At 36.8% G+C, this 15661-nt stretch carries 11 protein-coding genes; all 11 read left to right on the forward strand.

Translation table 11 applies throughout. From position 1 onward, the window contains the following. Positions 1–48 precede the first annotated feature (48 nt). The 11 genes from DB520_RS06665 to DB520_RS26970 all read left to right on the forward strand — a co-directional run bounded on the left by DB520_RS06665 (position 49) and on the right by DB520_RS26970 (position 15520). Complete coding sequence (locus DB520_RS06665) at positions 49–423, forward strand: VOC family protein (RefSeq protein WP_114748924.1); 375 nt, start codon at positions 49–51, stop codon at positions 421–423. 978 nt (positions 424–1401) lie between these two features. Continuing rightward, on the forward strand, positions 1402–1917 hold the full coding sequence (locus DB520_RS06670; RefSeq protein WP_114748925.1) for a hypothetical protein: 516 nt from the start codon (positions 1402–1404) through the stop codon (positions 1915–1917). A 56-nt stretch (positions 1918–1973) separates the two neighbouring features. Continuing rightward, entirely contained in the window at positions 1974–2321 is a 348-nt protein-coding gene (locus tag DB520_RS06675; RefSeq protein ID WP_114748926.1) for a hypothetical protein, read from the forward strand. A gap of 99 nt (positions 2322–2420) precedes the next feature. Then, positions 2421–2639: a hypothetical protein gene (locus tag DB520_RS06680; protein WP_114748927.1), complete on the forward strand. Its 219-nt coding sequence runs from the start codon at positions 2421–2423 to the stop codon at positions 2637–2639. Between the two features lie 177 nt (positions 2640–2816). Beyond that, a complete protein-coding gene (locus tag DB520_RS06685; protein WP_114748928.1) occupies positions 2817–3440 on the forward strand; it encodes a hypothetical protein in 624 nt (207 codons plus the stop codon). A gap of 692 nt (positions 3441–4132) precedes the next feature. After that, positions 4133–5929, forward strand: coding sequence for a type I restriction-modification system subunit M (locus DB520_RS06690; RefSeq protein WP_114748929.1), 1797 nt, complete (start codon positions 4133–4135; stop codon positions 5927–5929). Then, on the forward strand, positions 5926–9003 hold the full coding sequence (locus DB520_RS06695; RefSeq protein ID WP_114748930.1) for a TrlF family AAA-like ATPase: 3078 nt from the start codon (positions 5926–5928) through the stop codon (positions 9001–9003). Before DB520_RS06690 ends, DB520_RS06695 begins: the two co-directional genes overlap by 4 nt. After that, complete coding sequence (locus DB520_RS06700) at positions 9000–10295, forward strand: restriction endonuclease subunit S (protein WP_114748931.1); 1296 nt, start codon at positions 9000–9002, stop codon at positions 10293–10295. The genes DB520_RS06695 and DB520_RS06700 overlap by 4 nt, the downstream gene beginning before the upstream one ends. A 134-nt stretch (positions 10296–10429) precedes the next feature. Beyond that, positions 10430–11686, forward strand: coding sequence for an AAA family ATPase (locus DB520_RS06705; RefSeq protein ID WP_114748932.1), 1257 nt, complete (start codon positions 10430–10432; stop codon positions 11684–11686). Next, positions 11679–12233, forward strand: coding sequence for an RloB family protein (locus DB520_RS06710; protein ID WP_114748933.1), 555 nt, complete (start codon positions 11679–11681; stop codon positions 12231–12233). The genes DB520_RS06705 and DB520_RS06710 overlap by 8 nt, the downstream gene beginning before the upstream one ends. Further along, the gene (locus tag DB520_RS26970; protein ID WP_198675256.1) at positions 12230–15520 is read left to right on the forward strand and encodes a type I restriction enzyme subunit R domain-containing protein; all 3291 of its coding nucleotides are present in this window, start codon (positions 12230–12232) and stop codon (positions 15518–15520) included. The genes DB520_RS06710 and DB520_RS26970 overlap by 4 nt, the downstream gene beginning before the upstream one ends. The last annotated feature ends 141 nt before the right edge of the window (positions 15521–15661 follow it).

Below are 15661 nucleotides of genomic sequence, written 5' to 3' on the forward strand. Positions count from 1 at the left end.
GCTATATTTGCTATTGTCTTGAAATGGAAACCTTAAAATACAAACACAATGAAAAATCCTGACTATTACCGAACCGTAATGCCCTACCTGATCCTAAAGGACGTGACGGCCTTTTTGAAGTTCACGAAGGAAGTTTTTGATGCAGCCGAAAAACAAAAACACACTGACGACGGCGGCCGAATAAGGCACGTTGAAATTATGATCGGTGACAGCACCATTATGGCTGGCGAAAGTAACGAAAATTGGGAACCGCAACCGGCAGGGCTCTATGTAAACGTGGATTCAGCGGATGAAACCTTTCAAAAAGCACTGGATGCAGGTGCCACTGTCGTAATGGAGCTTTCCAACCAGGATTACGGACGAACAGGGGGGGTAAGGGACCTCAATGGCAATACATGGTGGGTTACTTCAGTAGAGGGTTAAAACATATCCGATGGAAGAAAAACGATTAAGGCAAATTAACCGCCAAAATGATCATGATATGGAATTTTTGGACAATTCTAACCCCATGGGAAAGCGTTGCTGTCCAATTAACGATAGCTAAAATGGCCATACTATTTCGACTGTCAAAGAGGAAATAAGCTAACACAATAAGAGGCAAAGGAGCTTTAAAATCAGGAAACAGGTGGAATTCAAAAGGAACGGGAATTATTTATATTTCCAAAATCAGGACCTTGTCCCAGTTACAATGCATTTAACTTTGGCGACTTTGCCCAGCTTGAAATTAAAATTCCAGAGGACATTAAAATCAGAGAAATTAAAACAGTAGATCTTCCTAAAAAATGGAACAGTCATCCCGCAAACCCAAGGCCGTTCCCGCAAAAGACAGGAGCGGCTCTTTGTCTTTTGGGAAAAGGACATCAATTTAGAAAAGAGAGAAATATGGATATCAGGGTTCGGATTTGACTGTGATTACTTACTAAGATTGGCCGGGCAGTGTGAATGGAGTTTTTGTGTTGCCAATAGGAAATACCACATTAATGATTATTCTAAAGGAATCATCTTTGATTTAGGGAGTCATGCAATAATTGGTCAAGCCAATAATATAATAGGCACTTTCCGTATTTGTCGAATTTTGTATCTACCCAACGAAAAAAATCTAGAGAAAATTTGCAAAATTCATTCCGGAGCATTAATTTTAAATATTAGAGTAATCGAGTGGAGTTTTTTGAGAGTTTTTGGATATTGCCCTATTAAGAATGTCATTTAGGGTAAATACAATTTTCTATTTTGTATTTCAACCATTCTATTAGAGTTTAACAATTTCAGGTTCCTCTTCATGTGTTAATAGGTGGTTTTGTGAATTATATAGTTATTTATTAAAAAATTCATAACAACAGGTTGGGTTTTATAAATTCAGCTCTGGCAAGAGTGGTTTGTTTAAAATTTAATTAAAGGTATATGTATGATGGTGATAAAATTGTTGAAAAATTTATAAATGATATGTATGGCCTCAAACAGACCTACCATGAGGAGCTTGATCATATTGTTGAAAATAATAGGTGGTTGACCACTCTTGTTTTAGCTGAGATTTGGGGTATAGCGGCCTATAGGAACTTTTTAGGGGAAGCATCTTTGTCAATATTTGCTGCTATAATAATTGTTATTTTATCTCTTACTATTTCCTGTTTTATGATATCAATACTATCATCAAGATATGCGAGAAGTAAGGTATCAACCATTATTACTGATAATGTTTTCAATCTAAAAAAACACTTTGATGACTCAAAAATTTCTTTAGATAAAGCGTTATCTGATGCTACTTCTGTTCGGTTAGCAACCTTTGAACAAGTCTCAAAAGAACCAAAAAGTTCAAGAGTGTGGGAAGGAATCGGTATTGGCCTATTTATAATCGGATCTTTACTTGCTATTTTTAATGTATTTATTTTGGAATTGATGAAATTATTTAATTTATAGAATAAAATTGTAGTAAAATCAACTGTGGTAGTTTCAGGTTTAAAATCTTTGGTAAAATGAAAAATTTAACAATTATTCTTGCTACGGTTTTATTATCCAACGCCATCGGTTGTGCAAAAATTAAAATTATCAATGATGAAGGTACAGAAAAAGGATTAAAATTTTACTACCCTAAGCCATATTTATTGGTGGAATATAACCCTGCTAAGGATGTTGCTGTTAAAACCAGCATCATTTATTTGCCAGACAGGAATGATTATTACTATGCCAAATCTCGATCAGGACTGGGCAAAGCTGAATTAAAAGTTGACTTTCAAAATGGATATATGACTTCCTTTGGAAATACTTCAGATTCAAAAGTTTCCGAAACCATTAAATCTGTAGCAGATTTGGCAGGCTCTTAGGGACCCTCCTATAAGTCTATTCTTGAAGCTGGACAAATTAAACTAGAAAGTTCAAAATCTGATATTCGAGGTGATTTATCGCGGAAATTAAGTGGATTAATGCATAATATTGAAGAATTTGAAGAGTCTATTAATGGAGCAATTGATTCAACAAAGGTTATAAATGAAAGTAAAATTCTTAAGGAAAGAGTTCAAGGAATTTCTCAAGGAATATATAGCTTTGGGTCTTTAGACGATGAGCCCAATATAAATAAAATTGTAGATTATTTAAATTCTCAAAAAGTTGAATTGAAAGAATTAAAAAAAAACAGATCCTAATATAAATGATAATTGGAACAAATATAATAAATTCATTAATGAAATAATCAACCTAATTTCTCAAGCAATTAAAAAGTTTGAAAATATTGATAATATTCTAGAAAATAAAATAGTGTTTAAATTATATGAAGTTAAACAAGTTAGTGGAGTTACTACACTAAATGAGATTTTAATTGAATGAATTTTAGAAAAATTTATGCTGCTGGTGAAGGTACTCTTACCGGATATGTTAGGAGAAACGGTAAATTTTTTGGTTTAACAACATTCCATATCACATTTGGTGAGGTTTATTACGGATATGGTTCTAAAATTCGATTTGATATTTTTAATACCATAACTAAAATCTGGCATTTGTTTGGTTTTTTAAATGAGGATTTACCTGTTAATACAGATAATAATAGGCGCATGGATTATTCTTTCATTGAGGTTGAAGCAAAATTTTTTGAGAGAATTAGTAATTGTCTATATGATTGCCATTTTCTAGATAGTATTAATTTGGGCCGTACTGGAAAATTAATCGGGTTATTTGTTAAAGGATTTAGTACCGTTCATAATATGAAAATTCGGGGAATGGTTGATGCGTATAACCTTTATGAAGATGGTAAGCATTATGATGTGAGAATTATACTTCATGATGGGAGGACTGATGAGGGGGATTCTGGTATGTTATGGTCAGATCTTTCCAATAATGGATTGTGTATGCATATTGCGGGAAAGGATTCCAATGGAATTAAATATTCTTATGGGATTTTTTTGGACCAAATTATTAATAAAGATAATTTTTTGATTTCTGATATTTAAATTAAAACATTGTAAAATCAGGGAAATATGAAAATTTTATTTACTACACAAAATTTAATTTGTCTTTGAATATCTAAATTTAAGATGTATTAACTAATTAAATCATTGCTGTAAAATTGACATTTAGGAGGGGAGATTGACAATTAGTCTGGAAATCTTATTGGTTTCCGCATTCAATACTATATTGGATTATGAAAAGACCAGGGTAAGGAGGAAAGTACTTGCACCTTTGAAACATGTCTTTCACCTTAGCGACATCACTTCCAAGAACCCACTTATCGGTAACACCATTCAGGACAGACCCTTTATAGGTAAACGGGATTGTTTCGGTCATCAGAACTAAATTACAAGATTTTTTTTTTAGTGCAAAATCATCAAAAGTGACTGATTATTATGATTAGGTCTTAGGAGATCGAATTTAGGGGTTCTCAATTATTTGTTTAAATTTGATACGAGAGCTTAATAATTTTACATTTTAATAAGGATTTCCTTGTTTATTTTAAGGTTATCACTTCTTTTGTTCTTTTAAAAATTGTTTGGTTCGGGATTTTCTAGGGTTTAAAAATTAAAGCAATAGGAAGGACCTTCAACGGCCTTTGCTTACGCACAGCGCCAAAATTAATAGGGTTTAATTTTCACCAGTGCTCGGATGAAACAGGGTCCTAAAATTGACTAAAGATTAAAAACAATAAATGAAGAATTTTAAAGAAAAGGCTGACCTGATTTGGCGGGTGGCTGACTTACTGAGGGGTGATTATAAGCAGTCCGATTATGGGAAGGTGATCTTGCCAATGACTGTCCTCAGACGGCTGGACTGTGTGCTGCAACCCACCAAACAGAAAGTGCTGGACTACCTGCCCAAAGTGGATGCGCTGAAGGATAGTGCCAAGGACATTGCCCTCAATAAAATTGCAGGATTCAACTTCCATAACAGGAGCCAATTTAATTTTGACAAGCTGATTGCCGATCCAAATAATGTTGCTGTAAACCTGAGAAACTACATCAATGGGTTTTCGAACAGTGCCCGGGAAATCATCGAGTATTTCAACTTTGACGACCAAATTGACCGCATGGATGGACCACAGGCTGACATTCTTTTTCGCGTTGTCAAGTCCTTTCAGGAAATTGATCTTACGGATATGGATTCCATGGAAATGGGATACACCTTCGAAGAACTTATCCGAAAGTTTGCGGAACAATCCAATGAAACTGCCGGGGAGCACTTTACGCCAAGAGAGGTCATCCGTCTGATGGTAAATGTTCTTTTTATTGAGGATAAAGATATCCTGACCCAGGAGGGCATTGTAAAAACCCTTTATGATCCTGCATGTGGAACGGGTGGAATGCTTTCTGTGGGTGAGCAGTATGTAATGGAACTGAACCCCAAAGCAGAACTGAAAGTGTTTGGACAGGAAATAAATCCGGAATCCTATGCCATTTGCAAATCAGACATGTTGATTAAAGGGCAAAACCCCAGCAACATCAAGTTTGGCAATACCTTTACCGTAGATGGACTGGAAGATGAAAAATTTGATTATATGCTTTCCAATCCGCCGTTTGGTGTGGACTGGAAAAAAGCCCAAAAAATCATCAAAGCCGAAGCAGAAAGCAATGGCATGAGTGGGCGATTTGGTGCAGGATTGCCAAGAATTAATGACGGTTCTTTACTTTTCCTGCAACACATGATTTCTAAAATGAAACCAGGTGGTACCCGGATTGGCATTGTGTTTAATGGGTCTCCTTTGTTTACAGGAGCTGCCGAAAGTGGGGAAAGCAATATCCGAAAATGGATCATTGAAAATGACTGGCTGGAAGCCGTGATTGCACTACCTGACCAATTGTTTTACAATACCGGCATCAGCACTTATATCTGGATTGTAACCAACAACAAAAGTGCAGAGCGAAGGGGTAAAGTACAATTAATAAATGCCACGGGTGCTAAAGATGAAGAATTATGCAAAGAAGGCAAACTGGATTTCAATCGCTTTTGGCAAAAAATGGATAGGAGCCTGGGGAACAAACGGAAGAAGATAGCTGAAAACGGCAATGAAAAGGGTATTGGTTTTATTACCCAGCTGTACGGCAACTTTGAAGAAAACGAATTTTGTAAAATCCTACCCAATGAATTTTTTGGCTATTGGCGAATTACGGTGGAACAGCCGCTCAAAGACGAAAAAGGCAGAGTGATAAAGACCAAAGGTCAACCCAAGGCTGATTCCTCACTTAGGGATTATGAAAACATCCCTTTCCTTGTAAAAAGAGGGGAGGGCCTGTCTGCACAGACCATTGAAGCCTACTTTGAAGCGGAAGTAAAACCCCACCTGCCCGGAGCATGGATCGATCACAGCAAAACCAAGATTGGTTACGAAATCAATTTTACCAAATATTTCTATGAGTTTAAGCCATTGAGGCCATTGGCTGATATCAAAGCGGATATTTTGGCTTTGGAAGAAAAAACTTTAGAAAAAGAGAAATCGATATTGCTATGATTGGGAAATTTGGTAGAGGATCAGAATGGAACAAATGGGATTTACATGTCCACACACCAAAATCAATTATTCAACATTATGGGGGTGATACCCCTGAAGCATGGGATAAGTATATAGCAGATTTAGAATCACTTCCTGAGGAAATAAAAGTTCTTGGTATTAATGATTATATATTCTTGGATGGATATAAGGTGGTCAAGAGGAGAAAGGAAGAAGGAAGATTAAAAAACATTGATTTGATTTTGCCTGTAGTTGAGCTAAGGGTTAATCGATTTGGAAATTTATCCGCTGATGATGGATGGAAAAGAGTCAATCTACATGTTATTTTCTCGAATGAATTGTCTACCGAAGAGATAGAAGAACAATTTCTTAATGCCATTCAACATACCAAAAAGTTATCTCCCGATACCGAAGGAGTAAATTTTGTTGGCGTTGCTTCAAAGGCAAATTTGGAAAAATTAGGTATTGAAATTAAAGCTGCGGCACCACAAGGAAGAATAAATGGCACTAGTTTAGAGATAGGATTTAATAACATTAACTATGATTACGATATAGTATATTCAATAGTTGATGGTTATTTTAAGGGAAAATGCCTTACTGCGGTGGGCAAATCAGAATGGGAAGCATTAAGATGGGTAGGGTCCGCAGCAGAAAAGAAAAATATAATTAATAACGCATCTTTCACTTTTGTTTCACTTGAAAACCCAAGGGTTTACAAGAATCATTGTAAAAAATTCGATGAGGTAGGCGTAAGAAATTTTTTACTTGACTGCAGTGATGCACATTCTTTTTCTAAAGAAAAAAAAATGAAGGATAGAATAGGGAATTCATTTACTTGGTTGAAGGCTGATTTGACCTTCGAAGGATTAAAGCAAGTAGCCAATGATAGAAGTAGAATTTTCGTGGGTGAAACACCTCCTTTGCTTCAACGAACAGTAACCAATCCGACAAAATTTATTGAAAGTCTTGAGATCAAAAAGGTAGGAGGCACAACTTTTTCAGAAAAATGGTTTGAGAATTTCAATTTAACACTAAACCCTTCTTTAGTAGCTATCATTGGCAATAAAGGACAAGGTAAAAGTGCAATTGCAGACATAATCGGGTTGTTGGGTAATACCCCAAATTATGAGGACTTTTCTTTCTTAAATGACAAGAAATTTAGAAAGAGAAAACCAATTAGAAAATCAGATTTTTTTAGTGGAAGATTGACTTGGATGGATAAAAGTTCTGATGAGGAAAGAATTCTTACAGATAATCCAGATCAATTTTCAGTTGAGAAGGTAAAGTACCTTCCACAAGATTTTATTGAATCTCTATGTAATAATGAGGATTCAATGGAATTTGAAACAGAGCTTCGAAAAGTGATTTTTTCCCATATTACTTATTCAGATAAACTTGGAAAGAATAATCTAGATGACCTCCTCGAGTTTCAATCTGAAATAATAATGAGTGATATTGAAGAAGTAAAAAGCAAAATTCAAATCACCAATAAAAAAATTATCGACCTCGAAAAAAAGAAATCGGCATCCTATAGAAAAGGGGTCGAAGAGCAACTTAAAGAAATGAAAAACGAGCTTGTTGCTCACGAAGCTTTAAAGCCAACCCCAGTTGAAGTGCCTTCAGACCCAGAAACTGCTGAGAAAAATAAGCTTGATTTAGAACGAATTTCTGTAATACGTCGAGATCTAGAAGATCTAGAGAATAAAATTGGAATCGCACACAAATTTCTGTCTACTACTAAATTTGAAATTGCTCAATTAGAGAAGACAATTCAAATTATCGATTCACTTGTAAAACAAGTTGAGGAAGTAAAATCTGAAATCAAACCTATCTTTGATACTTATTCTCTTGATTTAGATTTGGGTGTTTCTTTGAAAATAGACAAATCTGGAATTGAAAAGGTATTAATTGAGAAAAGATTACGTTCTGCTGAAATTAATTATTCTCTTTCAAACGAAGATCAAAACGGCTTCTTGGAACGTAAGGCAGACCTTACAGTTGAACTCAAAGGGATTCAAGCCAAGCTAGATGAGCAATCTCAATCGTATCAAAGGTATTTGGATTCCATTAAAGAATGGAAGGAAAAGCAAAAGCTAATTATTGGTGAAGAAGGTAAGGAGGAGTCAATTTCTGGACTTGAAAATCACCTTAAATATTTGGATGAAAAAATCTCACTGGACTTGACAGTGGCCAAAACTGAAAGAGAAAAACAGGTCACCATATTGTTTGAAAGAAAGGAAGAGGTAATTAAACTTTACGAGCGACTTTTTAAGCCTGTTGAATCGTTCATAGAAAGTTATGGCGAACTATTGTCCGAGTATAAAATTCAGCTTGATGTAGATTTTAGAATTTCAGGTCTAAGTGAAAAGTTTTTTGATCATGTAAGTTTAGGTAGCAAGGGAAGTTTTATAGGTAATCCTTCGGGCTATGAAAAATTAAATCAAATTTTAGAGAAGCATGATCTAAAGACAGCTGGGGGCGTCATTAGCTTTTTGGATGATGTAATATTGCATCTTCAAAATGACTTGAGAGAGGGACAAAATAATGAGGAGAAAGAAATTGAAACCCAACTGAAAAAGGGTTACACAACGCTTGACCTTTATACCTATTTGTTCAACCTTGACTATCTTATTCCTGAATACAAGCTAAAGTTAGGGAGCAAGAATTTAACTGAGCTTTCACCAGGTGAAAGGGGGGCTTTACTCCTAATCTTCTACTTAACCCTTGATCAAGGTGATATTCCCTTAGTGATCGACCAACCCGAAGAAAATCTTGACAATCAAAGTGTTTTTAAGATTTTGGTTCAGTTTATTAAAAAAGCGAAGGAACGTCGGCAAATAATAATTGTTACTCATAACCCAAATTTGGCTGTAGCGTGCCATGCAGAACAAATAGTTCATATAGAAATGGACAAAGAGAACGGCAATCAAGTACGTTTTACAAGCGGGTCACTTGAAAATCCAATGATAAATAATTCGGTAATTAAGATTTTAGAAGGAACATACCCGGCTCTAACCACCCGAACCAACACCTATGGAATAATTTTAAGGACCTCAAAAGAGATGTCAGAATGAAAATCTACGACTCTTATAAAGATTCCGACATTGAATGGATTGGAGAAATCCCGAGCCATTGGGAGGTCGAAAGATTAAAACATTGTTATAAATTCGTCAATAAAAGGTCTGAAATGGAATTCCCTAAAATAGGGTTAGAACATATAGAAAGTTGGACAGGGAGGTTAATTGAAAACGATAGCGAATTTGAAGGCGAAGGAACACTTTTCAAAAATGGAGATATACTTTTTGGGAAACTTAGACCATATTTGGCTAAGGTTTACCTTGCCAATTTCTCAGGAAAGGCTGTTGGAGATTTCTTCGTATTTAGACCAGATTCAAGCATTTATCCTAAATTTGGACATAAGTTCATGTTGTCACGAAATTTCATAGAAATAACCAATAGTTCAACTTTTGGTTCAAAAATGCCCAGAGTGTCCCCTGATTTCATAAATGAATTAAAAACGATAGTACCTCCTATTCCTGAACAAACTGCCATAGCCTCCTACCTCGACCGCAAAACAGCCGAGATAGACGAACTGATAGCCGACAAAAAACGCCTGCTTGAACTTTACGAAGAAGAAAAAACCGCCATCATTAATGAGCTGGTTACAGGCAAAAAGGTATGGAATGGCCATTCCTGGACTGAGCCTGATGAAGCTAAAGATTCAGGTATTGAATGGCTGGGAGAAATACCAGAGCATTGGGAAGTGAAGAGGCTTAAACATATAACAAATAAAATGATTTCAGGACCATTTGGTTCTTCTTTGAAAAAGGAAATATATTCTGAATCGGGATATAAAATTTACGGGCAAGAGCAGGTTATCAAAAATGAAATTTCGTATGGCAATTACTATATACCAAAAAAGAAATTTGATGAAATGTCCAATTATAGGGTGGCTAAAAACGATATTCTTATAAGTTGCGTCGGCACTTTCGGAAAAATACTTATGGTTCCTGAGGTGTTTGAAGAAGGTATAATTAATCCAAGGCTAATTAAAGTATCTCCTAGTAAAATGATTAATTCAAAATACCTGACTGAGGTTCTTAAAAGCAGTTTAATCTTTGAACAGTTTTCCTCAGTGAGTCGAGGTGGTACGATGGGGGTAATTAATTTAGATTTATTAAATCAATTGATTATACCTACTCCACTAATAGATGAACAGCCAATAATACTTAGCAAAATCGAAACCGAATGTGCTAAAATTGATACTAAAAAAACCAAAACCCAAAAATTGATAGCACTATTAACCGAATACCGCACGGCGTTGATTAGCGAGGTAGTAACGGGCAAAGTGAAAGTGGTAGATTGAAATAGATTACCAAGATTTTAATGTTCCTGAAAAGTTAATTTTTGAAGTCAAATAAGGACTTAATGCAACCAATCAATTGTTTGAATCGTTTTAATTGCTAGATTTGAAATTATTTTACAAAAACGTCAATTAAAATGGTTCTTGAAATCCGCATCAGTAATTTTTACTCCATTAAGGATGAAGTCTGCCTGGATTTTCGTGCCGCCAATATCAAATCGGCCAATGCAAGGGCTTTGGAGGATAACGTATTCAGCCACGAGAAAACAGATGTGCTGAAATCAGTGGTCATGTACGGTGCCAATGCATCTGGTAAAAGCAATGTGATCAAAGCCATCCGTTTTTGCCATGCTTTGGTATTTGAATCCCATGTGCACAATGAAAATACGGTTTTCAATTTCCGCCCATTTAAATTTGATGGATTTGCCCATAAACCGAGCAAGTATTTTATTTGCTTTATTTCCAATGGAATTGAATATGAATACTCCTATAGCCTGACCCGAAATGAGATCATCGAGGAAAGCCTGTATTATTATCCCAAGGGTAGGATAAAGGAAATATTTACCCGGGACGAAAGAAGGGGAAAAGAAAAAAGTGAAATTTACACCTTTGGAGATGTCATCAAAAGGCCCATGGATGTGGCCGAAAACACCTCAAAAAAAACCCTGTTCATCAGTAGAGCCAGCCAGCTGGACAGGGAAATCCCAAAAGAAATTTTTAATTATTTTCACAAGACCTTTATTCTCCAATACCTCGGCTTTGGTATGTCCACCATAGAGCGCTTAAGCTCAGAAAATAAAAGACAATTAATAGAAGCCCTTAAAATTGCCGATAGTGATATAGTGGATGTAAAAATCAAGTCACTTAAACAACCCAGTAAAAATTTCAATGCTAACCTGGATACGTTGACATTGACTGTCGAAGAAGTAGTTCAGGAAAAGCTGCAGATTACCGCATTTCACAAACGGGATCCAGGCAAAGGTTTTGATTTTATGACTGAAGAGTCGCAGGGAACCATCAAGCTGTTTTTCATTATGTTGACTATTTTGGACGTTGTAAAACACAACAAGGTCCTATTGATAGACGAAATTGAAGAGAGCCTCCATCCCAAAATTATAGAATATATCTTCAATTTTTTCAGGGCAAGTAAGGGGGCACAATTGCTTTGCACTACCCACAACACCAAATTTCTCGACCTCAAAAAAATGAGGAAGGACCAAATTTATTTTGTCAATAAAAAGGATGATGCTTCTACTGATGTATATTCCCTCTACGATTACAGTGATTTCAGGGATACCATGGATTTGGAAAAAGCTTATCTCCAGGGCAGATTTGATGCAGTCCCGATTTTAAACGATTCTTTGGAAAACATCAAAAGCATATTGAATGAGTAAACGGAACAGGCCTAAAGGCAGACGGATTAACCCAACCTATTGGGTATTTTGTGAAGGCAAGACCGAAGCAGCCTACGTTTCCTATTTACGCTCAAAATATCGCTTACCAATCGAAATTATTCCCAAAGTAGCCGGTTCCAATATTAACGAAGTATTTATTAAAAAGTCAAAACAAGGGAAGCCCACCCACCAGAAAGACAAAGATTTTTTAATGTTTGATGGGGATGTTGCCGCTACCGTTGATAATTTAAAAAAAATCAATAATGCTCAGTTGATTGTATCCAATCCATCAATAGAGTTGTGGTTTTTGTATCATTATAAAAACCAAATGGCCATCCTAAGCTCGGACGATTGTATTAGAGAATTGTCTAACAGGAATAAAAATACTTATAAAAAAGGATTGATTGACAAGAAATTAAAATCTAAATTGGATGCTGATTGTCCTAAAGCATGCGATCGTGCTAAAAAATCGATACTTTTTGAAAACCCTTCTTCAAATGCTTATATTTTAGTTGAAGAATTGGAAAAGATAAAAAAGGAAAAGTGAGCATCACTACAGAAAATACTTTTGAAACCGCCTTTGTGCAGTCGCTGGTAGAGCAGGGAGGCTACACTGCAGGCAACGGCCCTGATTACAGCCCTGAACTGGGCTTATTTAAATACGAGGTAATTCAATTTTTGCAAGCATCACAGTCCAATCGATGGGCAAAAATAGCAGCTATCCACGGAGCGGATGCCGACAACCGGGTGATTCAAAGGCTTTATAAGGAAATGGATTTGAGGGGCAGTTTAGATGTGCTTCGAAACGGTTTTGTAGATTATGGGGTACGTTTTCAGATGGCTTTTTTCCAGCCTGCTTCTGGTTTAAATCCGGATGCTGTGGAATTGTACAACAAAAACAATTTGAAGGTTTATCGCCAAATCTACTATAGTACGAAAAACAAAAATTCGGTTGATGTATTACTTTCGCTCAATGGCATTCCTGTGGCTACCTTGGAACTCAAGAACCAATTTACAGGACAAAATGTAGGCAATGCCCTGAAGCAATACAGCAGCACCAGGGATAACAGAGAAATCCTTTTTGCATTCAAAAAGCGGGCTTTGGTTCATTTTGCGGTTGACCAGGACGAGGTATTTATGTGCACCAAACTGAACGGAAGCAAAACCTATTGGCTCCCGTTCAACAAAGGAGCAAACAACGGCAAGGGCAATCCACAAAACCCAGAGGGGTACCGCACGGCTTATTTATGGGAAAATATATTGCAAAAAGACAGTTGGATGGAAATCATTCAACGCTTTGTGCATTTGCAAACCGAAGAGTTTGAATCGGCAGGCAAAATATACAAAAAGGAAAACCTAATTTTTCCTCGTTTTCATCAATTGGATGCGGTTAGGAAGATAGGCGAAAAGGTCCTGGAAGTTGGTCCTGGAAAAAACTACCTAATACAGCATTCAGCAGGATCAGGAAAGAGTAATTCCATTGCCTGGTTGGCCTATCGATTATCGAGTTTGCACAATGCTTTGGACGATCGGATTTTTGATTCCGTTATCGTAGTAACCGACAGAAAAGTGTTGGACCATCAATTACAAAACACCATCTACCAATTTGAACATAAAACAGGGGTGGTTCAGAAAATTGATAAAGACAGTACCCAACTGGCATCTGCTTTGGGATATGGCACCAACATCATTATCACTACTTTGCAGAAGTTCCCTTTTATAGTGGACAAAGTTGGGGAATTGCCGGACCGTAAATATGCGGTCATTATAGATGAGGCCCATAGTTCGCAAGGGGGGGAGGCAAGCAAAAAACTCAAAGAGGTATTGGCATCAAAATCATTGGAAGATGCTACAAAAGACGACTTAGAGGAAGACTATACGGGAGATGATTTTGTAAGAGAACAAATAGAAAAGTCAGCGGCAGCACGAGGATCACAACCCAATATTTCATTTTTTGCTTTTACCGCAACCCCTAAATATAAGACCTTACAAGTTTTTGGAGATAAGGACCTGCCTGCGCCAAGACCACAAGCGGGTCAATATTGTATTTATGTTCTCAAATGCTCTAATGACTCTTTTTATATCGGTCAAACCCAGGATTTTCCTAGAAGGTTAAAAGAGCATCACAACGGAGAGGTTAGTTGGACTTCAAAATATTTGCCGGTTGAATTAATCCATTGGGAGATATTTAATACAAGGGAAGAGGCAGTTGATAAGGAGAAGAAACTTAAAACAGGTTTTGGTAGAAAATGGCTTAAAAGAGAATTTAAAAAACAAACATTAGCGAAGTGGGCGCGGCAGGCAGGCGAAGAAGGCAAGCCCAAGCCTTTCCACCTATATTCCATGCGCCAAGCCATAGAGGAAGGGTTTATTTTGGATGTGTTGCAGAATTACACCTCCTATGAATTGTATTTTAAACTGACAAAAGCAATTCAGGAGGACCCCGAGCTCAACAAGAAAAAAGCTGCTAAAGCGATAGGAAAATATGTATCCCTGCATCCACACAATTTGGCACAAAAAACTGAAATCATTCTGGAGCATTTCAGAAACATTGTTTCCAAACAAATCGGTGGAAAAGCCAAAGCCATGTTGGTTTGTGGATCAAGATTGCATGCTAAACGCTATTACGAAGAATTTGAGCGGTATATCAAGGAAATGGGCTATGACAAAGAGATTAAAATATTAGTCGCTTTTTCCGGAAAAGTAATTGATGACAATGTTCCTGATGGGGTATCGGAACCCGAAATGACAGGCTACAGCGAAAAAGAACTGTCCACCATTTTTGAAAAGGATGAATACAAAATCCTGATCGTGGCAGATAAGTACCAGACAGGATTTGACCAGCCCTTATTGCATACCATGTATGTGGATAAAAAGCTTTCAGGTGTAAAGGCTGTTCAAACCCTTTCCCGCCTGAATAGGACTTGCCCAGGAAAAGAAAACACCTTTGTGCTGGATTTCGCCAACGACAGGCAAACCATATTGGATTCTTTCCAACCCTACTATGAAGTTACTTCCGTAACCGAAGAAACGGACATCAACCATTTGTATGACCTGAAAGCAAGATTAGATCAATTTCAAGTGTATTGGACACAAGAAATTGAAGCCTTTGCCAATGTTTACTTCCACCCCCAAACAAAGCTTAACAACCCAAAACAGCAGAAACATCTATACGGTTTTACCGACCCGGCTGTTGACAGGTTTAGGGGCATTTCCGAGGAAGAAAAGCAGGATGAGTTTAAAAAAGGACTGCGGACCTGGACAAACTTATATGCTTTCCTGTCTCAAATCATGCCCTTTACTGATTCAGAATTTGAGAAGTTTTATGCCTATTCCAAATTACTTCAAACAAGACTACCCAAACGAGAACTTTCCGAATCCTTACATTTGGATGATGAGGTGGCATTGGAATATTACCGACTGCAGAAGATTAAGGAAGGGTCCATAGAATTGGAAAAAGGGGAGGAGGGAGAACTCAGTGGAACCTCAGAAGCAGGGCTCAAAAGAGAAAAGGAAGAAGCAGCTTTGCTATCTGAAATCATCAATGTTCTTAATGACCGGTTCGGTACCGAATTCGAAGAAGCGGACAAGCTTTTCTTTGACCAGTTAGAAGCCGAATTGATGGAAGATGAAACCCTGCAAACCCAGGCAAGAGTCAATAAAATTGATACTTTTAAATTTGCTTTCAACGACAAGTTCATTGATAAACTCATCGGACGCATGGACCAAAATCAGGAAATTTTTGAAAAAATACTGGAAGACAAAGTATTTGGGGATCTGGTAAAGGAGTTGTTAATGAAGAAAATTTACAAAAAAATGAATGAGTATGGCTGATGGGCGTCAATGACATAAAATTTTAAGCTGAGTATAAAACAAGTTCAGGCTTATTGATGATTGGAAATTGGTTCCGGATTAAGTATAATAGTCCTATCGATTTATAAAGAGTGTTCCATGGAGGGGGAGTTTTACGCTCGG

It is taken from the genome of Pleomorphovibrio marinus (genome assembly GCF_003347495.1).
Classification (GTDB): domain Bacteria; phylum Bacteroidota; class Bacteroidia; order Cytophagales; family Cyclobacteriaceae; genus Pleomorphovibrio; species Pleomorphovibrio marinus.